General features: G+C 46.9%; 19 protein-coding genes and 1 riboswitch. Of the genes, 5 read left to right on the top strand and 14 right to left on the bottom strand.

The window, feature by feature from the left end; genetic code table 11:
* Nucleotides 1–104: 104 nt before the first annotated feature.
* Both ASG02_RS11085 and ASG02_RS11080 read left to right on the top strand, forming a co-directional pair.
* Nucleotides 105–788 carry an MgtC/SapB family protein gene (locus tag ASG02_RS11085; protein ID WP_035412404.1) on the top strand — a complete coding sequence of 228 codons (684 nt, stop codon included), beginning with the start codon at nucleotides 105–107 and terminating at the stop codon, nucleotides 786–788.
* A 109-nt stretch (nucleotides 789–897) separates the two neighbouring features.
* Nucleotides 898–2532 carry an ABC transporter substrate-binding protein gene (locus ASG02_RS11080; RefSeq protein ID WP_056063473.1) on the top strand — a complete coding sequence of 545 codons (1635 nt, stop codon included), beginning with the start codon at nucleotides 898–900 and terminating at the stop codon, nucleotides 2530–2532.
* Between the two features lie 131 nt (nucleotides 2533–2663).
* On the opposite strand, the gene ASG02_RS11075 is transcribed toward ASG02_RS11080, so the two are convergent.
* A complete protein-coding gene (locus ASG02_RS11075) occupies nucleotides 2664–2921 on the bottom strand; it encodes a hypothetical protein (protein ID WP_035412398.1) in 258 nt (85 codons plus the stop codon).
* Between the two features lie 263 nt (nucleotides 2922–3184).
* Nucleotides 3185–4918: an adenine deaminase gene (ade, locus tag ASG02_RS11070; RefSeq protein ID WP_056063470.1), complete on the bottom strand. Its 1734-nt coding sequence runs from the start codon at nucleotides 4916–4918 to the stop codon at nucleotides 3185–3187.
* Nucleotides 4919–5043: 125 nt separating this feature from the next.
* Between ade and ASG02_RS11065 the strand changes: the two genes are divergently transcribed.
* Together ASG02_RS11065 and ASG02_RS11060 are read left to right on the top strand one after the other, a co-directional pair.
* Complete coding sequence (locus ASG02_RS11065) at nucleotides 5044–5583, top strand: gamma carbonic anhydrase family protein (RefSeq protein ID WP_047395039.1); 540 nt, start codon at nucleotides 5044–5046, stop codon at nucleotides 5581–5583.
* Between the two features lie 112 nt (nucleotides 5584–5695).
* Entirely contained in the window at nucleotides 5696–5881 is a 186-nt protein-coding gene (locus tag ASG02_RS11060; protein WP_035412391.1) for a hypothetical protein, read from the top strand.
* 145 nt (nucleotides 5882–6026) lie between these two features.
* Here the strand turns inward: ASG02_RS11060 and ASG02_RS11055 are convergent, their stop codons facing one another.
* A complete protein-coding gene (locus ASG02_RS11055) occupies nucleotides 6027–7610 on the bottom strand; it encodes a glycine betaine ABC transporter substrate-binding protein (RefSeq protein WP_056063467.1) in 1584 nt (527 codons plus the stop codon).
* On the bottom strand, nucleotides 7607–8734 hold the full coding sequence (locus ASG02_RS11050; RefSeq protein ID WP_056063465.1) for an ABC transporter ATP-binding protein: 1128 nt from the start codon (nucleotides 8732–8734) through the stop codon (nucleotides 7607–7609). Before ASG02_RS11050 ends, ASG02_RS11055 begins: the two co-directional genes overlap by 4 nt.
* Before the next feature lie 192 nt (nucleotides 8735–8926).
* Between ASG02_RS11050 and ASG02_RS11045 the strand changes: the two genes are divergently transcribed.
* Nucleotides 8927–9922, top strand: coding sequence for a LysM peptidoglycan-binding domain-containing protein (locus ASG02_RS11045; RefSeq protein WP_056063464.1), 996 nt, complete (start codon nucleotides 8927–8929; stop codon nucleotides 9920–9922).
* A 121-nt stretch (nucleotides 9923–10043) separates the two neighbouring features.
* Here ASG02_RS11045 and lysA read toward each other — a convergent pair whose 3' ends face one another.
* The 10 genes from lysA to ASG02_RS10995 form a co-directional block, all read right to left on the bottom strand.
* The gene (gene lysA, locus ASG02_RS11040; RefSeq protein ID WP_035412379.1) at nucleotides 10044–11360 is read right to left on the bottom strand and encodes a diaminopimelate decarboxylase; all 1317 of its coding nucleotides are present in this window, start codon (nucleotides 11358–11360) and stop codon (nucleotides 10044–10046) included.
* Between the two features lie 13 nt (nucleotides 11361–11373).
* Nucleotides 11374–12432 (bottom strand): alanine racemase, encoded by a 1059-nt coding sequence (gene alr, locus ASG02_RS11035; protein ID WP_056063461.1) that lies wholly within the window; start codon nucleotides 12430–12432, stop codon nucleotides 11374–11376.
* Nucleotides 12429–13361, bottom strand: a complete 933-nt coding sequence (locus tag ASG02_RS11030; RefSeq protein ID WP_023467124.1) for a branched-chain amino acid transaminase — start codon at nucleotides 13359–13361, stop codon at nucleotides 12429–12431. Before ASG02_RS11030 ends, alr begins: the two co-directional genes overlap by 4 nt.
* A 25-nt stretch (nucleotides 13362–13386) precedes the next feature.
* Nucleotides 13387–14094: a 2,3,4,5-tetrahydropyridine-2,6-dicarboxylate N-acetyltransferase gene (dapD, locus tag ASG02_RS11025; protein ID WP_029340774.1), complete on the bottom strand. Its 708-nt coding sequence runs from the start codon at nucleotides 14092–14094 to the stop codon at nucleotides 13387–13389.
* On the bottom strand, nucleotides 14081–14827 hold the full coding sequence (gene dapB, locus ASG02_RS11020; RefSeq protein WP_056063458.1) for a 4-hydroxy-tetrahydrodipicolinate reductase: 747 nt from the start codon (nucleotides 14825–14827) through the stop codon (nucleotides 14081–14083). Before dapB ends, dapD begins: the two co-directional genes overlap by 14 nt.
* Entirely contained in the window at nucleotides 14824–15705 is an 882-nt protein-coding gene (dapA, locus tag ASG02_RS11015; RefSeq protein WP_056063455.1) for a 4-hydroxy-tetrahydrodipicolinate synthase, read from the bottom strand. The genes dapB and dapA overlap by 4 nt, the downstream gene beginning before the upstream one ends.
* A gap of 17 nt (nucleotides 15706–15722) precedes the next feature.
* Nucleotides 15723–16715, bottom strand: a complete 993-nt coding sequence (locus ASG02_RS11010; protein WP_056063452.1) for an aspartate-semialdehyde dehydrogenase — start codon at nucleotides 16713–16715, stop codon at nucleotides 15723–15725.
* Nucleotides 16716–16728: 13 nt separating this feature from the next.
* The gene (locus ASG02_RS11005) at nucleotides 16729–17928 is read right to left on the bottom strand and encodes an aspartate kinase (protein ID WP_056063449.1); all 1200 of its coding nucleotides are present in this window, start codon (nucleotides 17926–17928) and stop codon (nucleotides 16729–16731) included.
* Between the two features lie 112 nt (nucleotides 17929–18040).
* Nucleotides 18041–18218, bottom strand: a riboswitch (Lysine riboswitch).
* A 70-nt stretch (nucleotides 18219–18288) separates the two neighbouring features.
* Entirely contained in the window at nucleotides 18289–19659 is a 1371-nt protein-coding gene (argH, locus tag ASG02_RS11000; RefSeq protein ID WP_056063446.1) for an argininosuccinate lyase, read from the bottom strand.
* Nucleotides 19656–20861 (bottom strand): argininosuccinate synthase, encoded by a 1206-nt coding sequence (locus ASG02_RS10995; RefSeq protein WP_035412353.1) that lies wholly within the window; start codon nucleotides 20859–20861, stop codon nucleotides 19656–19658. The genes argH and ASG02_RS10995 overlap by 4 nt, the downstream gene beginning before the upstream one ends.
* Between the last annotated feature and the right edge of the window lie 112 nt (nucleotides 20862–20973).

Genomic DNA, 20973 nt, shown 5'->3' with positions numbered 1-20973 from the left:
TTCCTTTTTCCGTATATCTATTACATCTTACGTATATTCATTCGAAAGACACAAAAGTCATTATAACAAATCACCTTTTAAAGTAAAGAAAGGATTTGAGACGAATGAACTGGATTCATGTATTTCAGCTCGAGGATCTCTTTAAACTCCTGTTGGCTGCTGCCCTTGGAATTTTCATGGGATTCGAGCGTGAAATAAAAAATAAACCGGTCGGTATACGCACTAGCCTCGTAATTACCCTCATCAGCTGTCTTTTAACCATCGTATCCATCAAATCCGTTTCACTCTATCACGATATGGCGACGAATGTTCAAATGGATCCGATGCGCCTTGTCGCACAAATCATTGCCGGTATCGGCTTCATTGGTGCTGGTGTCATTTTGCGTCGTCCTCACGATATCGTCAGTGGATTGACGACGGCCGCCATTATATGGAGTTCAAGTGGAATTGGAATTGCTGTCGGTGCAGGATTTATATGGGAATCGGTTTTTCTTGTTTTATTTTTGTTCTTCTTATTAGAGGGATTGACTCGAGGAATGCGCCGCATTAATAACAGTCGATTCGAAGCGAACGTCCTTGTCGCACACTTGCTCCTTCCTGCTGATCTGGACCCATCTGAAATCATCTTCGCTCTTGAACGAAAAGGTGTTCATATTACGAATATGCGCATGCGAGGAGATCCGGTTCGGTTGACATTACGAATGTATTCTCCGCATAAACTGACCATATTCCTACTTTATGACTATTTAAAATCACTCGGAATTAAGGATATAGACCTTGATCAGTGAGAATTATCTGAAAATTTATGTTGCATTTTTAATCACTTTCACTTAAATTAACAATATGTTCACATTTTTCTGAAATATTTAACTCTAACTCTCGGGGGGTCATCGTTCCATGAATAAAACATCGAAAATTGCGTTTGCTGGACTATCTAGCATCGCACTACTTGCTGTCGCTGCATGCGGGCAAGGAAATGATGAAAACACAAGCGGATCTGATTCAAAAAACAAGAAAAAGGAAGTCACGCTCGTTTCGACGACAGATGTACCTCAGCTTGATCCGACGAAAACGACGGACTCGACTTCCATCATTGTTACGAACAACGTCTTTGAAGGACTTTATCGACTCGATGGTGATAACAAGCCGACACCTGGAATCGCAGAAAGTGTCGAAGTGTCAAAAGATAAAAAGACCTATACGTTTAAATTACGTAAAGATGCGAAGTGGTCGGATGGATCAGCCGTCACAGCAGATGATTTCATCTATGCTTGGAAGCGTGCACTTGATCCAAAGACAGCAGCAGAATACGCATACATTTTACAGGACTTGAAAAATGCCAATAAAATTATGGCAGGCAAAGCTGAACTCGATGAACTCGGTGTCAAGAAAATCGATGATCAGACACTTGAAGTACAACTCGAAGCTCCAGCACCTTACTTCCTTGGTTTGACGAGTTTTCCGACTTACTTACCATTAAAGCAATCATTCGTTGAAGATAAAGGCGATAAGTTCGCGACAAGTGTGGACACTATGGTCTTCAACGGACCTTTTGTCCTCGATAAGTGGCAAGCGAACGCGGGTTGGACATATAAGAAAAACCCGGATTACTGGGATAAAGCAAACGTCAAGATGGATCAGATCAACGTTAAAGTCGTTAAGGAAATCTCGACTGGCGTCAACCTCTTTGAAGCAAAAGAAGTCGACTTCGCACCGATTACATCTGAATTCGTCTCACAATATGAAAAATCAGAGGATTACAAGACACGTCCAGATGCTCGGATCAACTTCCTCCGCTTTAACCAAAAGAATAAAGCATTGAAAAACAAGAACATTCGAAAAGCGCTCGCACTTGGTTTTGAGAAACAAGGGATTACGGACGTCATCCTAAACGATGGATCAAAACCAGCAAACTTCATCGTTGCGAAAGATTTCACGTTCACACCCGATGGTGAGGATTTCCGAGTGAAATATCCGGATCTTCAAAGCTATGATGCTGATGCAGCGAAAAAAGCTTGGGATGCTGGATTGAAGGAACTTGGTGTCAAAACAGTCGAACTCAGCATGCTCTCACGGGATGAAGATGCATTCAAGAAAGTCTCTGAATACTTAAAAGGTGATCTAGAGAAACATCTTCCTGGTTTGACGATCAATATCAAACAACAACCGTTCAAGAACTTCCTCGACCTCGAATCGAAGGGCGATTATGATATCTCTGCAGCTGGATGGGGACCTGACTACCAGGATCCAATGACATTCCTCGATATGTGGTTGACAGGCGGAAGCTTCAACCGGATGGAATACTCGAACAAAAAATTCGATGATCTCATCAAAGGGGCAAAACAACAAGCAGATGAAGCGAAACGTTGGTCTGATATGCAAGAAGCTGAAAAAATCTTGCTAACCGATGACTACGCGATCGCGCCGATCTATCAAAAAGGTGAAGCGTACTTGCAACGGACAAACATTGATAAATTATACCGTCACCCATTCGGTGCCGATATGAGCTTTAAATGGATGGAAATCAAGTAAACGAGGACCTGACGCACACATCGAATTCTTTAATCAACAAGTAGTGGACCTCGTCCGCTACTTGTTTTTGATTTCCTGAAGATATCCCTAAAAACAACAAAGACCCCTTCTGACGGAGCCATCGGGGGTCTTTACTGTGCGATTTGTTTATAAAAAGCGATTTCTTCATCTTGTCCTTCTTCCACTGCTCGGAAGAATTCAGCAAAATAGGCGTACAAAACGGTGCGTTCTTCATACGTCGGTCTGGCTTGACGAATAACGGAGAATGCAAGGTTTCGCAATTGACGTTTCGTTCGCCGATGTGTCGGAAGTGCATAAAATTGACGCGTGAATGAACGATAGACGTCCGCAATCAAGACTTCATGTCCTTCAAAATATGATTTATCCATAAATATAGTCCCCTTTCCACTTTAGTGATTCTATTCTTTTCTACGACTCTTTTAAATAAAGAGTTTCAAAGAAAGTGAGGTTTCTCACAAATGATATAGACTTTACTATAACAAGCTTTCCAAAATGATTCAACATCCAAACTATTAAGTTTCATTAAGAATATTTAGACCTTTTGTAAAGTATCTTTCTTTGATTTTAGATCATCTATTTCTAATAAAAAACGGTCTGAGTCCCGGAAAGAGACTCAGACTCGCGATGGACTTTAGTTTGCTTGTACTGAAATATGCTGGAAGTGTTTCACATCGAATAAACCACTGTCGGTCAACTTCAATTCCGGAATGACCGGTAAGCAAAGGAACGACATCGTCAAATAAGGATTAAAGGACCGATCCGCTTCTAATACATCAAGTGCATCGTTTAATGCTTCGAGTGTATCCCCGACTTCTTGGAAAGGACGATTCGTCATCAGCCCAGCGATTTCGAGCGGTAACTCTGCAAGCACGTCTTGCCCATTAACAGCAATGACACCCCCACCCGCTTGAACAAGACGTTCTGCAGCGAGTTGCATCTCTTCGTCTGATGCCCCAACGATGACGAGATTATGTGAATCATGAGCAACGGTCGCAGCAATCGCTCCACGCTTCATCTTAAATCCTTTGACGATCCCAACTGCTGAGAACGATGTCCCGTGATGACGCTCAATGACAGCAATTTTTAAGAGATCCTCCTCTGGCACAGGAACGAAATGCCCTTCTTGAAGTGGAACGTCGAGAATTAAGTGCTCGGTGACGATGCTTTTCGGAATGACTCCGATGACATGCGCACGTGCTGATTCGAGTGGAAGGGCGAATACTTCTGGTGTGATCGGTTTTGTATTCAAGGTTCCACGTAATGACTCCGGCACATGAGCACGGCGAACGGGTCGAATCGTTTTCCCTGCTCGTGCGACACAATTCCCTTGAATATAAACCTCATCAATCACGACGTTATCGGCATCCGATAACAAGACGAAGTCCGCCCGACGTCCTGGTACGATGGCTCCCCGATCGTCTAGACGATACGCGTTCGTCGCGTGCAACGATGCCATCGCATATGCTGTTTCGCGTTTAATCCCATGACGAATCGCATAGCGAATATTATAATCAATCGTACCTTCACGTAATGTATCGTCTAAATGTTTATCATCCGTACAGAAGAGAAATCTGCTGGCATTACTCTCTGTCACGGCATCGAGTACTTCCTTCAAATTTCGAGCTGCTGATCCTTCCCGTACTTCGACATACAGACCACGACGTGCTCGCGCAATCGCATCTTCCTTACTGACGGATTCATGATCCGTCCGAATTCCGGCGACACCATATATGTTGATTTCGCGTGGCCCGAGTCCTGCAGCATGTCCATCGACGAGTTTCCCTGCATCTTCAATCTGTTTGATTTTTTGTAACATGTCGCGATCGGCTCGTTCGACAGCCGGATAATCCATGACTTCCCCTAAACCATGGACACCCGGATGAGTGACAAATGGCGCAAGTGCCGTTGCGTCAAGTGATGCCCCCGCATGTTCAAACGAAGTCGCCGGGACACAGCTCGGTAACATCATGCGCACGTCAAGGGCGAGACCTTCTGCATCGTCTAGCATAAAGGACAGACCTTCTGCTCCTTTGACGTTCGCGATCTCATGTGGATCCGCGATGATCGTCGTGACGCCTAGTGGTAGAATCGCCTGTTCATACTCACTTGGTGGTACCATCGATGATTCAATATGAACATGAGCGTCAATAAAACTTGGAGCGATAAATAGATTCGTTCCCGGACGATTCTCGACTCCCTCATATCCCTCTCCGACAGCAGCAATAAAGCCTGAATCAATCGCTACATCTGCCGTATACGTCTCACGTGTCATGACATCGATGACTGAAATGTTTTGATAGACGACAGCTGCTTTCTCTTTTTTTGCAGCAATCGCGATCAATCGTTCACGTACTGTTTGTTCCATCCTGTCTCCTCCTGGTGTAAGCGTATTTTCACTATCTTACAATTAGTTTGGAAGCTGTTGCAATTTATTTTTTGTAACGTCAAGATGAAAGAGTATGGATTTAATTCCTGAGGGGGGAAAAACGCATGAAATATCGTGTCGGTTCACTTATTCCAAACATCGATCCATCCGTTTATTTAGCGGATGGATCAAAGGTCATCGGAGAGGTCACGATCGGAAAAGACTCATCCGTCTGGTTCAATACGGTCATCCGGGGAGATGAAGGTCCGATCCAAATCGGAGAACGCGTCAACATTCAAGATGGTTCGATGATTCATCAGTATGAAGGGTTTCCGACTATCATTGAAGATGAAGTCACGATTGGTCATATGGCAATGATTCATGGAGGTATCATTCGAAAAGGAGCGTTGATTGGAATGTCGGCAACGATCCTTGATGAAGCTGAAATTGGAGAAGGTGCATTCGTTGCTGCCGGAAGTCTTGTTCCGCCAAAAATGAAGGTGCCTGCAGGAACAATGGTTATGGGGGTTCCTGCAAAAATCGTCCGCGATATCAGCGACCACGATCGATTCATCATGGAACGGACAGTCCGAAAATATGTGAAACGAGGGCAGCAATATGCCGATAGTTGTGAAGCCATTACAGAGGATTTGACAAGTTTGTGAGAACGTTTACAAAGTTCACAGGTTCTTAATACCTCCCCTCTTCCGTCTTTACAATTCTTTCGTACACTAGAGGTGCAAGAGATGAATCAAGACACAGAGAGGGGATTTTTATATGATTCCAGTATATGAAGAACGTATTATGTCTGATTTATTTTCATCTACGAGTAACCCAAGCTATGGTTTGCCGACGTTACCTGAATTCGAAACAGATTGGTTGACAGCTGAGGTTCAAGTACGTATCGTTAAAGATGCCGAGCACCGCCTTGGAACATTAAACCGAGAGGAAGAACGTGTATGATTCAGCAACGCACTGTTCGCGCTTGGCTCGCTAGTCGCATCAAAAAATAATTTAATCACTTGATTACGTATTTTCCAAAACGATATAGTGCGTCAGCGCGCATACAAAAAGAGCCGAAGCGGATTCCCGCCTCGGCTCTATCTGTTTATTTAGAAATCAATCCTTCTTTAATCAAGAAATCACGCGCGACTTTTTCAGGACGCTGCTTCTCAACATCTGCTTTGTAGTTCAGTTCTTGCATCGTTTCATCCGTGATTTTATCCTTCAATGTGTTGAGGACTTTTTTCAGCTCTGGATGTTCTTTAAGGGTTTCTTGACGAACAAGTGGTACCGCATAGTATGGTGGGAAAAACTCTTTATCATCTTTGAGTACAGTCAAATCAAACTTCTTTAAAAGACCGTCTGTTGAAAAACTATCGATGACATTCGTTCGACCGTTCGTCAATGCTGTATAGCGAAGTCCTCCATCAACTGGTTGTACATCTTTGAACTTCATATCCGGATACTTCTTCTTTAGACCAAGATAACCATCCTCACGGTTCGCGAATTCAATCGTTGAACCGAGAATCAAGCGATCACTGACTTTTGACATGTCCGACACTGTCTTCAAGTCGTACTTCTTAATGTCTTCTTTTGTCATGGCAAGAGCATACGTATTGTTGAAGCCGATCGGATCTAGGACATCGACCTGACTTTTTTCGGGAATCATCTTCCCGACTTTTGCATAGACCGTTTTCGGATCCGTCTCGACTTCCTGCTTGAGCACGTCGATCAACAATGTCCCTGTGTACTCGACATACGCGTCAATCTCCCCTTTTTCAAGCGCCCCGTAAGCGACCTTCGTCCCCCCGAGATTTAATTGACGTTCGACTTGTAGATCCGTTTTATCTTCAATTAAATCCGCTAACATATTTCCAAGAATCAACTGTTCCGTAAAGTTCTTCGATCCGATGACGATCTTATCTTCCTTGAGGAAAGAATAAGCGACTGTACCACCAACCAATAGGAAGACGATGCTTGCGATTGCGATCTTGCGTCCCGCTGACATCGCTTTACGGCGCTTCCGTGCCTTGTTTTTAATTCGACCATCTGCGAGCGGAATACCGTTCGGCGCCACCGAATATTCAATCCGGCTGACGACGAAGTCGATGATAAGCGCTAAGATACCAGCTGGAATCGCTCCGGCGAGAATCTGGTTATTATCAACCGTTTGAATACCTGAAAAGACAAGGTAACCAAGACCACCGGCACCGATGAATGCTGAAATCGTCATTAAACCAACCGCTGTGACGGCTGAAATCCGAATCCCTGCCATCATGATCGGTAAGGCAAGCGGAATCTGGACCTTACTGAGGATTTGACGATCCGTCAAACCAATTCCTTTTGCTGCTTCAAGCGTATCTCCCGGAATACTCGATAGACCTGTGTACGTATTTTTGACGATTGGCAAGAGTGAATAGAGCACGACCATGATGATCGCTGGTGTCGATCCGATACCGATGAACGGAATTAAGAAACCGAGTAAGGCAAGACTCGGGACGGCTTGCACGACGCTCGTCAGCGCGAGGACCGGTTTTGCGAACTTTTGATAGCGCGTGATTAAAATCCCGATCGGAATCCCAAGGACGACGGCGATGACGACGGCAAAGACCGTCAGCTGTAAGTGCTCCAGTAATAAGTCACCGATTTGATCGGTATTATTTTTTACATAATCAAAGAAACCGTTCATTGAACTTCCTCCTCATGAATGAATTGCTCACTCAAGACGGAAAGTAAGCTACTACGCGTGATTAATCCTCTTAGTTTTCCTGTTGCATCTGTTACCGGCAGATAACCTGTCTCTTCCTGATTCATGACTTCAAGGACATCAAGTAACGAATCGTGTTCATTGACGGCAATGATTTCGCCCTCCATTACTTCTTCAATTCGTTGGCTCTTATCCGGGATCGTTTGGATGTTCTTTAACTTAATCAGCCCTTGTAAAACGCGGTCACGATCAGTGATCAATAGACTGTCGACTTTTCGCCCACGCATGATTTCAATTCCCTGTAGCAATGTACGTTTGCCACTGATTGAAACTGGATTCTCAATCATGATATCTTCTGCCTTGATGAATTCTGGACTACTCCAAATTTTATTTTTTCCGATGAACGATTCGACATATTCATCTTTTGGATGACGCAGGATTTCTTCTGGAGTATCGAACTGAACGATCTCCCCGTCACGCATGATACATATCCGATCCGCTAACTTGATCGCTTCATCCATATCATGAGTGACGAAAACAATCGTCTTTTTCACTTCCTCTTGTAAGTTGAAAAGCTCTTCCTGCAAATCATTACGAGTAACGGGATCGAGAGCACTGAACGGCTCATCCATCAGGATGACATCAGGATCATTCATCAGAGCACGCGCGAAACCGACACGTTGCTGCTGTCCGCCACTGAGTTCGCTCGGATAACGATCAATAAATTGTCTCGGATCAAGCCCGACCATCGTTAATAGTTGTTCTGTCCGCTGATCCATCTCATCGTGATCTTTCCCCTCAAGTCCAGCAATCAATTGAATGTTTTCCCGGACCGTCATATGAGGGAACAGACCAGTTTGCTGAATGACATATCCCATATGGCGTCTTAATTCAATCGTATCCGTCTTCATGATATCCTTCCCATTGACCAAAATTGTGCCTGAAGAAGGTTCGATCAATCGATTGATCATTTTAAGTGATGTCGTTTTCCCACAACCACTTGGTCCGATGAAAACAACGAGTTCACCCTTTTGAATCTCGAGCGATAAGCCTTTTAAGACGACATTTTCCTTAAACTGCTTGCCGACGTTTTTGAATTCGATCATTCCTTCTCACTCCTTTTTACTATTTCCATATATTATGTTTTCCCAAAAAGGTTACGGTTTAAACAAATTTCCATTAAATCAGTTTTATTTCTTTGAAAAAGGGGAAATTTTTAGTTCTTTTTTTAAAAATAAAGGGAATACGTAAATAAAGAGTACTGATAAAGCATGTTTTGATGAAGGAGGCCCTTAACGATGAACATCAAGAAACCCACCATCATGATGATCGGATTGCTTCTCCTAACCCCACTTTCAATTCCCTCACAGGTCGATGCAGCGAGTTCTACGTTTGTCACAAAAGGAACGACGACCAAAAAAGTCGTCGCATTGACATTTGATGACGGTTCAGATGGAACGAACATTGCCAAAATATTAAGTGTCTTAAAAAGTAATCAAGTGAAAGCTACTTTCTTTTTAACAGGCAGTGGTGCAAACAACCATCCTCAATCGATTAAAAACATCACAACCGCCTCTCCAACACATCAAATCGGCAATCACTCGTATTCACATCCGGATTTTACGACTTTATCAGCAAGCCAAATGACAAGTGAATTATCCCGGACGGAGTCGCTCATCCGATCCTTGACCGGAAAAACGACGAAACCGATTTTTCGGGCGCCGTTCGGTGCGAGTAACAGTAAGGTATTGAGTGTCGTCGGAGCGGCTGGTTATACGAAAACGATTCAATGGAATATCGATTCGACGGATTGGAAAGGCATCTCTTCAACAGCTATCTTGGATCGTGTGTTACCAAAAGTCGTTCCTGGATCAATCATCCTCATGCACACTGGGGCTGGTGCGAAAGGAACACCAACCGCCCTGCCGACGATGATTTCAAAACTAAAAGCAAAAGGCTATTCGTTCGTTACGATTTCAGAACTGTTGCGTTCTACGGTCCCAACCGGTACGACGTATACTGTCAAAGCGGGCGATACACTCTATTCGATTGCCCGTAAATACAATGTCTCGGTCTCTGCCCTCGCGAGTGCGAACAACATCACGAATTGGAGTCTACTCAATGTCGGTCAAGTCTTAAAAATCCCGACAACGACGTATACGGTTAAAGCGGGTGATACACTTTACTCGATTGCGACACGTTACGGCGTCACCGTCACAGCATTAATGCAGGCGAACGGCATCACAAATCCGAATCTCTTACTCGTTGGACAAGTCTTGAAAATCCCAAAATGAATATACTGATCACAGCAAAAAAAACGATTCCTCTCTAGTCGCGAGAAGAATCGTCACATGTATGAAAAACCGGCGAGATTGCGCCGGTTTTTTTGTCGTCAATCGCTTGACCCCTCACCTCTTATGACTCCGAACGGACCCCATTGATTCCAAGATCACACTGAACTAAGTCCGCATATGTTTGTCGACGGACGACTTCGCGGGATTCCCCGTCCCGAACGAAGACGAGTGCCGGACGTAAGAATTGATTGTAGTTGCTTGCCATCGAGAAGTTATACGCTCCCGTTCCAAATACAGCGAGGGTATCGCCACTCTTTGGCGTAACTAACTGCGCTTTTTCAGCGACGAGATCACCTGATTCACAAGCTGCTCCAACGACAGTCATTTCGGTCGTTTCGCCACTCATCCGGTTAGCGATGACGGTTTCATAAACCGCTCCGTAAAGTGCGGGACGAATGTTATCCGTCATTCCACCGTCCACCGAAAGATATGTCCGGACGCCTTCGATCTCTTTGATTGCCCCAACTGTATAAAGTGTCGTCCCTGCATTCGCAACGACCCAGCGTCCTGGTTCGATACCGATTCGAGGACGTTCGATGCCAAGTCGTGCCGTTTCCGTCTCAATGACATCCATGACGCGTGCGATCGTCGCTTCAAAATCAAGTGGCTGGTCGTCCTGCGTATAGGCAATTCCGAACCCACCTCCAACGTTGACTTCGCTGACTGTGAAATCATGTTGTACACGAATTGTTTCGACGAAGCCCATCATCGTCCGAGCCGTCTGTTCGAACAGCGACGGATCTTGGATTTGCGAACCGACATGACAATGGATGCCAAGTAACGATAGATGTTCTGATGCTAAAATCGCTTCGATTGCGTCCAGGTAATCTGACGCATGTGTCGAGAAACCGAATTTCGTATCGACACCACCTGTCTGAATTTTCGCATGCGCTCCACCGATGACTTGTGGCACGATCCTAATCAAGACATGAACCGTTCGACCAGCTTGTGCCGCAATCGCTTCCAGTTGTGCAATCTCTGCAAAGTGATCGATGACGATTCGTCCGACACCTTCTTCGACAGCATACTGAAGATCAGCCGTTGATTTATTCGAACCATGGAAATAAATTCGCTCTGCTGGAACGCCCGATTGACGGGCGATGAAGAGTTCCCCGCCCGTGACGACGTCAATTCCAAGACCATGACGCACGACTTGTTCATACACCGCACTGACAGTCAATGCTTTAGAAGCGAAGGAAGCATACGTATTCGGATACTTATCAAGGAAGTGTTCCCGGACGGTCGCCAGTCGATCCGTCAGCTCCCGTTCTGCCATCACGTACAATGGTGTTCCGTACTGTGCTGCAAGATCGGTCGCTGCGACACCATCGATGTGCAACGTGTTGTTTTCTTCTGTCAGGTATTGACTTCCATACATAATAAGTTCCTCCTTATAGATACTGATGCGTCAAACGCCAAGACCGGGCACACATCTGCTCTGAATTGTTCGCTGCTCCTGTCCGAGTAATATCGTCAATTTCAACGCCATCCCCGTATAGCACGACCTCGTCTCCGACCTCAACCGTCCCATCGACAGCGACGAACGTATGACTCATGAATAATTTATTGATGACCGGATAAGGTTTTTCTTTAATATGAACAGGCAGAGCGGCACGCCCACGGACGACACCGTCTCCATAGCCGACTGGTAAGATGGCAATCCGCATCGGTTCTGTACTCGTAAAGTTCGTCCCGTACCCAACGTGTTCACCCGGTCCGATTTCGCGAATTTCAACGACCTCCGTCGTCATCCGGAGCGAAGGAACGAGCCAGTCCATCTTTTCAATCGGTGAATAGCCGAATAAGAAGATTCCAGGGCGGACATAATTACAAAATGCGAGACGCGGATCGTGTTTGACGATCGTCGCACTGTTTTCCGAGTGCATATACGTAAACGTATGGCGCTTTCGTAACACATCGGCAATGGCGACGAAACGTTCGACTTGTCCATCGTGATCCGCATCCGGCTCATCGGCAAGCGGAAAATGTGTATATAAACCTGTTAAAGCGAGCGAATCTGCTTGCGCAAGCGCAAGAACAGCTTCCGCCTCTTGAAGCGAACTGACACCAAAACGATTCATCCCGACGTTGATCTTCAAATGTAACTCGATTCCTTGCAGCTGTTTACTGTTTAGGGCGAGCCATTCTAGCGATGAGACACCGAGTGCAATTCCGAAACGTCGTGCTGTTTCAAAATCCTCCGTCGGATTCATCACCAGTACATAACTGTCTGGAAAATTCGTTTTGATTTCAATGGCTTCATACAACTCGGCGACAGCAAAGTGCTGAACATCAGACGCCGTCAGCGTTTCGACCATCTCGAGCATGCCTAAGTTGTACGCATTGTTCTTGACCACGGCAAAAATATGTTTACGTGATCGAGCGAAGACCGATGCGACGTTCTGTCGCACCGCCTTCCGATCGATCGTGACGAGTGTACGCGTCGTCATTCTGCGACAGCTGGTGTCACATACGTCAACCAATCCGCATATTGCGGCAATTGACCTGTGACGGCTTGACGGTAAAGATCGAGCAATTCATCTGCGACGTTCCGTGTTCCGCCGTTGATGGAGATATGATCGATTTCACCGACACTCGTGATTTCAGCAGCTGTTCCTGTTAAGAAAATCTCATCTGCGACATATAACTCATCGCGTCCGATGTGACGTTCGACGACAGGATAGCCTTGATCTTGTGCCAAACGGATGATGACTTGGCGTGTGATACCGTCGAGTACTGAACAATCAAGTGACGGTGTATGAATCGTTCCGTTTTTAAGAAGGAAAAGATTCGCAACACTCGCTTCACTAACGTTTCCGTTCATGTCGAGCGCGATTGCTTCATCAAATCCATCACGGATGGCTTCACCTTTTAAGAGTTGTGAGTTCATATAGTTGGCAGCCGCTTTCGCTTGCATCGGCATCATCGTTGATGAGACGCGGCGGTATGATGCGACTTTAGCACGGATGCCAGCACCTTTATCGAAGTATTCCCCAAGCTCCCAGCAAGAGATGCCGACATGAACCGTCGTATCTTTCGCCATCAATGCTTGCCATGGCGTACCGAGGAACACGAATGGACGGATATAACAAGATTCGAATCCGTTTTTCGCAACTAGATCAATCGTCGCCTGGACGAGTTCATCAACCGTATACGGAATTGTGACGTGGTAATAGGCGCAACTACGGAAAAGACGTTCGATATGTTCCTTCAATTGGAAAATCGCCGGTCCGTCCGGTGTCGCGTAGGCACGAATTCCTTCAAAGAATCCACTACCATAGTGAATCGCATGTGACATGACGCTCGTGTTCGCATCTTTTGGATCATGAAAGACTCCATCTAACCAAATTGCTTCTCCATACTGTGTATCCACTGCCATGTGTTTTCCTCCTCTTCGACGTCAATCAGAGTGAACGTAAATCATCCACCAATTGCGTCTTCTCTTCTGTTTTCGCATCTTTCTGTTTGATGACACGTGCAGGTGTTCCGGCAACGACGCTTCCAGCAGGTACGTCTTCTGTGACGACACTACCGGCAGCGACGACGGCATCTTTACCGACTTTGACGCCTTCGAGAATGACTGCATTCGCACCAATCAAGACACCGTCTTCAATGATGACAGGTGTTTTTGAAGGCGGTTCGAGGACACCCGCGACCACGGCACCTGCGCCAACATGAACGTTTTTCCCGATCGTCCCACGTGCACCGACGACAGCGTTCATATCAATCATTGTACCATCTCCGATCGATGCGCCGATATTAATGATGGCACCCATCATAACGACCGCGTTGTCACCAATGACGACATGATCACGAATCCATGAACCTGGTTCGATTCGCGCATTCAAATGACGTGTATCAAGCATAGGTACCGCACTGTTGCGACGGTCATACTCCACATGAACATCCGTGATGCGATCTGAATACTTTTCTAAGAAAGTAGCCGCAAGTCCTGCATCTGCGAAGAAAATTTTTGATTCATCTGATCCGAACGCTGTAGCACCTTCGATCGTCAAGCCCGCCAAATCGCCGTTGACATAAAGTTTTACCGGTGTTTGTTTTTTTGCATCTTTAATGAATTTAGCAATTTCGTAAGCATCAGTGAGTAACATGTGAATCCTCCTGTGTGTAGAGCGTCTCTAACGTATAGAGTCCCGCTGTTTTTTGAATGAGTGCTTCAGCTGCTTTGATCGCACCAGAAGCAAATACTTTTTTCGATAGCGCTGTATGTTTGATTTCAATCAACTCGTCGACACCTGCGAATAAGACTTCGTGTTCTCCGAAGATCGTTCCACCGCGCATCGCATGCATCCCGATCTCGTTCGTCTCCCGCTTTTGCCGCGTCTGTGACCGGTCATACACAGGTGTGACGTCACGTGCCGTCTGAATCGTTTGCAGTAACAACTCGGCCGTCCCACTTGGAGCATCGACTTTTTGATTATGATGTTTCTCAAGCAATTCGATGTCATACGCCCCTGCCAGTGGCACCAGTGTCTTCAGTAGTTGCTGTACCATTGCGATACCATACGACATGTTATACGACTGGAAGATCGGAATTTCTTTTGCAGCGTTCTTGATGGACGCAAGCTCCGCTTCAGAAAAACCAGTCGTCGCGATAACGAGTGGCGTCTTTGTCGCCAGCCCGTATGCGAGTAGATCCGGTAGCAAACTCGGATGCGAGAAGTCGATGATCGCATCGACCGTTTCTGACATCTCCGTCAGCTCGGCATATGAAGCGATTGTATCGGATGACTTCGTCCGGTCAACGATCGCAACGACACTTTGCGCTGCTAGTTCGACGACGTATTGTCCTGTCGCCCCATAACCGTGTAACGCGAGTCTCATCGAACCACTCCTTTGTAAGCACGCATTGTTTCAAGTAAATGGGCATGACCCACTTCCGATTGACGGACGAGTGGCAAGCGCGGTGCACCGACAGCAAAGCCAAGTTCTTCAAGCGATGCTTTAACTGGAATCGGATTGACGTCACTGAACAAAGCACCGATGACTGGTAACAAGTCTGCCTGAATCCGGCGGGCCGTGGCGAGATCTTGCGCGAGTAACGCTTCAGCAAGTGCTTGTGTCTCTGCTGGATACGGATTTGAAAGAACCGAGATAACCCCCTGTGCCCCCCATGCCATGTAAGGTAGGATTTGATCATCATTTCCACAGAAGACCGCGAAGTCTTCCGGAATCGCCGCCATCAGTTCGCCCATGAAGCTGACGTCTCCACTCGCTTCCTTAAACGCTTGGATGCGTGGATGACGTGCTAACGTCACTGCGGTTTCGACTGCGATCGCAACGCCTGTCCGCGACGGAACGTTGTACAGCATGATCGGTAATTCGGTTGCATCAGCGACCGCCGTGAAGTGCGCGACGAGACCGGCTTGTGATGTTTTATTGTAGTACGGTGTGACGAGCATCGCTGCATCCGCACCAAGGCGTTCTGCGAGTAACGTCTTCTCGATTGTTACTGCCGTGTTGTTCGAACCCGTTCCGGCAATGACGGGTACTCGTCCTGCTGTGACTTGAACGGCAGTCGTCAATAGTTGTTCAAATTCCGTGTTTGTCAGTGTCGAACCTTCTCCTGTCGTCCCTCCGACGACAAGTGCCTGAATCCCTGCTGCGAGTTGTTGCTCGATCAAGCGTTCGAATACGTGTAGATCCAACTCGCCTGCTTCATTAAATGGTGTGACGAGCGCTGTACCTGCTCCTTTGAACATGAAGAACTCCTCCTTTTTTATGAATGAATCGACTGTTCGATTGCTTGGCGTGCGACTTGTACGGCGTTTGACGCGGCACCTTTTCGAATGTTGTCGGCTACACACCAGAGATGGAACGTGTTCGCGAGACTATCATCTTGTCGAATCCGACCGACGTAGACGTCGTCCGTCCCGCTTGCGTCAAGTGGCATCGGATAACGCGTATTTGCGACATCATCGATGAGGACGACGCCCGGTGCGCCTTCCAGTGCTTCACGGATCGCTTCGACCGTCGTCGGTTGTGTAAACGTGACGTTGATTGCAACCGAGTGAGAATTCGTGACTGGAACCCGTACACATGTCGCACTGACTGGTAATGCTGGAAGATTGAAGATTTTCCGTGTTTCATCAATCATCTTCTGCTCTTCTTTCGTATAGCCGTTCTCAAGGAACACATCGATATGCGGCAAGATGTTATCGTGAATCGGATGCGGATAATTGACGGGCTCTTCTCCGCGTGCCCCGCGTGCCAGATCCTCGATTCCTTTTTGACCGGAACCGGATACGGCCTGATACGTCGTATAGTTGATCCGTTCGAATCCCAGTGACTGGAGCGGTGCTAAAGCGACGACGGATTGAATCGTCGAACAGTTCGGATTTGCGATCAAGCGGTCTGTCGCTTGAATCGCTTGCGGATTGACTTCTGGCACGACGAGTGGAATCGTCTCCTGCATCCGGAAGGCACTTGAATTATCAACGACGAGTGTTCCGTTTTCAGCTAGTAATGGGGCATATTGCTCACTGATCGTTCCGCCTGCTGCGAACAACGCGACATCGATCCCGTCTTCCGTGATGTTTGGCGTCAGCGCTTGGATCGTAATATCTTCTCCCTTGAACTGCACCGTGTTCCCTGCTGAACGAGCAGAAGCGTAAGCGGACAGGCGGCTGACCGGGAAGTCCAGTTCTGCAAGTACTTGTAACATTTTTTGACCGACGGCGCCGGTTGCTCCGATGACGGCTACATGATACATGCTGTTTTCCTCCTTATAACTCGAACGCGTTTGCAATCGCTGCAACCGTCCGTTCGATATCTGCTTGTGCAATCGTATACGAGATACTGATTTCTGATGTCGTGACTTGATAGAACGGGATGTTCTCCGCTCGGAAGATCGCGAACAACTTTGAGGCAACACCTGTCGCATCTCGCATTCCGATTCCGACGACAGACAACTTCGCGTGCTGATCGTGGCGGTCGACCTTGACTGTCGTGAAGCGATCCATGATATCTTTCAATGCTTCGTCGAGGAACTCTTCCTCGTCGAGTGGACAAGAGAACGATAAGAAGATGTCACTGTCGAACGTCGTTTGACTGATCATGTCGATATTGACGTGACGGTTCGATAAGAGTTCGAAGATATCGGCTACTGCTGCGTTCGTTTGCGGTACGTGTTTAATTGATACCGTCAAGACGTTCTTCGTGACACTGACACTCGTGACCGCTTTTTGTTCCATTGTTTCCGTCGCTTCCATGATCCATGTTCCCCTTTTTGATTCAAGTGTTTTCCCGACGAAGATGTGTACGCCGTATTTTTTTCCTAATTCGACACTCCGCATTTCCATAACCTTCGACCCGAGAGCGCTCATCTCCATCATCTCATCATATGAGATGTGCGGAATCGGTTGAGCAGTGGCATGGATTCGTGGATCAGCCGTATACACACCGTCGACATCAGTGTAGATTTCACACCGTTTATCAAGGACTGCCGCAAGAGCAACAGCCGTCGTATCCGATCCGCCTCGTCCAAGTGTCGTCACGTCACCAAGTTCGTTGACACCTTGGAATCCGGCGACGATGACAACATCGTACGTTTCGAGTTTTTGTCGTAATAGATCTCCATCGATCTGTTTGATTTTACTTTTCGTATGCACGCCCATCGTGCTGATCCCTGCTTGCGCGCCCGTTTGCGATAACGCTTTGACGCCAAGTGAGTTGAGAGCGATGCTGAGTAATGAAATCGTCTGTTCTTCTCCGATGGCAAGCAACCGATCGAGTTCTCGCCGCTCAGGGCGATCCGTGATGGCTTGTGCCTGAGCGATCAAAGAATCTGTCATCTTGCCCATCGCCGAAACGACGACGACGAGTTTTTCACCTTCGGCTGCGCGACTCTTCAAATAATTCGCAATAGACTGAATCTGTTCGACAGTCGCAACCGAGCTTCCACCAAATTTAAGTACAGTTGTCACAATCCTATCTCCTTTGTCCCGATACAGAAAAAAACGACGGGCCGGTAGGAGCGTTCCTACGGCCCGTCGTTATCACGATCGGACAAACGAAGACAAAGTCATTCGTTCTTTTACGTAAGATAGCGCTCCGAAACATCGGTTTCGGCAGTACAACGGATCTTAACCGTTGTACCAGCAAATAAGAAGAAGCATCTTCTCGTTCACTTCGGCGGACTTCCCCTTTCACATCATTCAGCATGCTTGCCTTCAAGAATGATGCTACTCATGTCATCCGCGCCTCTATCTGTCGGTTGTTAGTTACAGTTATAGCAGACATCTTTTGTTAAATCCAGTCATTTGACTGATTTTTTTCAAAATTCGTCAATTCGCAAGATGCTGTTTCGCGAGTTCGAGTTGCTCCGAAACGGCAGCAAACCCTGTACCGCCGTAGCTTGTCCGGCGTGCCACTGCTTGAACCGGATCGAGGAGCGGATAGACGTCTTCTGTGATATCAGGATGGAACGTTTGATACGTCTCGAGATTCAAGTCCTTCAGGAAACAACCGTTCTGCACACAATAAAGGACGGCTTTCCCTACGATTTCATGCGCTTCCCGGAACGGTATGCCTTTCGTTACAAGGTAGTCGGCGAGTTCCGTTGCATTCGAGAAGTCTTGCATTGTCGCCTTCTTGAGCGCTTCGGTCTTAAACGTCGCGGATTCAATCATTCCGGTGAAGATTTGAACGGACTTGAGAACGGTATCTGCTGTATCGAAGACCCCTTCCTTATCCTCTTGCATGTCTTTGTTGTAAGCGAGTGGTAATGCCTTCATCGTCGTCAAGAAGCCCATCAGGTTGCCGTAGACGCGACCTGTTTTTCCACGAATCAATTCAGCAAAATCAGGGTTTTTCTTTTGTGGCATCATGCTCGAACCTGTCGAGAAGGCGTCAGACAACTCGATGAAGCCGAATTCTTGCGACGCCCAGATGATGATTTCTTCACAAAAACGTGAGAGATGCATCATGACGGTCGAGGCGATTCCGAGATATTCAATGACGAAGTCGCGATCGGAGACAGCATCGAGACTGTTCGGATAGACCGACTCAAAACCGAGCAACTCGGCAGAACGGAAACGGTCGATCGGGAACGTGGTCCCCGCGAGCGCGCCTGCCCCGAGTGGTGATTTCCGGATCCGTTTTTGATTGTCCGTCAATCGTTCGACATCGCGTTCGAACATCCAGAAATAAGCGAGCAAGTGATGCGCAAGCGAGATTGGTTGTGCCCGTTGCAAATGCGTATACCCCGGCATAACCGTCTCGATATGTTGCTCAGCTTGTTCCGTAATGACCGATTGGAGCTCGCGTAATGCCGTCGTCAACGCTTCGACATGCTGCTCCATCCATAGATGTAAATCGGTTGCGACTTGATCGTTTCGGCTCCGTGCCGTATGCAGTTTCCCTGCAACTGGACCGATCTGTTCCGTCAACAAACGCTCAAGATTCATATGAATGTCTTCGTCCGCTAATGTGTAGGAATGGTCCTTTAACGTCGCTTCGAGTTGCTTTAATCCTTGCTGGATTTGTGTCCACTCATCTTGAGCGAGAATCCCTTGTTCAAATAACATCTGTGCATGTGCGAGACTGCCTCTCAAATCAACGCTTGCTAATTTTTGATCGAACGTGATTGATGCTCCGAAGGCTTCCGCTTGAGCGGAAGCACTTTCCGTAAAACGTCCACCCCAGAGTTTGGTCATTTCGTTACACCCGCCTGACGATGTACACTCGCATGCGTTGAAACGGCAAGACCGTGTAATTTGATGAAGCCTTTTGCTGCTTCATGATCGAATGCATCTTCTTTCGTGTACGTCGCAAGTTTCTCATCATAAAGCGAGACAGCCGACTGACGACCTGTGACAGTTGCATTTCCTTTGAACAGTTTAACGCGAACTTCTCCTGTGACGTCCTGTTGTGTCGCCGTCAAGAAAGCTTTCAATCCTTTCGTCAATGGCGCATGGAAGAGACCGTTGTAGATCGTTTCTGCATATTGTTTGCTGAGTAATGGTTTGAAATGCGCGACGTCCTTCGTCAATGTAATCGTCTCGAGTGCAGCGTGCGCTTTGAGTAAAACAGTTGCGCCTGGGCACTCATAGACTTCCCGCGATTTGATACCGACGAGACGGTTCTCGACGTGGTCGATCCGTCCGACCCCATGTGCTCCAGCGATGATATTCAGTTCCGTAATCAGTTTCGCTAATGGATACGTCGTCCCGTTGATAGAAACTGGAACACCTGCTTCAAAGCCGATAATGACTTCTTCTGCCTGATCCGGAGCGTCTTCTGGTGCTACCGTCAACGCATATGCGTCTTGTGGTGGTTCTGTCCATGGATTTTCTAGGACGCCACATTCATTACTCCGTCCCCAAAGGTTCATGTCAATCGAGTATGGGCTATCGAGGTTGATCGGGATTGGCACATTGTTTTCTTTCGCGTAGGCGATCTCTTCTTCCCGTGACCATTTCCATTCCCGAACCGGTGCGATGACTTCGAGTGACGGATCAAGTGCCGCGACCGAAACTTCGAACCGGACCTGGTCATTCCCTTTTCCGGTACATCCATGTGCGACCGCCGTTGCACCATATTCATGCGCGACTTCGACGAGTTTTTCTGCGATCAACGGACGCGAAAGCGCTGAGATCAACGGATAGGCATTTTCGTAATGGGCGCCATATTGAAGTGCTGGCAAGACAAAGTCTTGTGCGAATTCTTCTTTGACATCGAGAACGATTGATTCGATCGCACCGACGAGGAGTGCTTTTTCCTTGATGACGGATAAATCTTTTCCTTCTCCGACATCCATGCATAAGGCAATGACATCATAGTCCTTGCTCAACCATTTGATGGCTACTGATGTATCGAGTCCTCCAGAGTACGCTAAGATTAATTTTTGCTTTGACATGTATAATTCCCTCCTGGTTTTTAATTCATTTGTCTGTATAAAAATTCACTATGAATTATATATATACATAGAAAACAAAAAAAAGAAACCCTTTTTGCAGGATTTCTTTCAA

It is taken from the genome of Exiguobacterium sp. Leaf196, from assembly GCF_001423965.1.
GTDB lineage: Bacteria > Bacillota > Bacilli > Exiguobacteriales > Exiguobacteriaceae > Exiguobacterium_A.
This window is presented reverse-complemented; position numbering and strand designations above follow the sequence as displayed.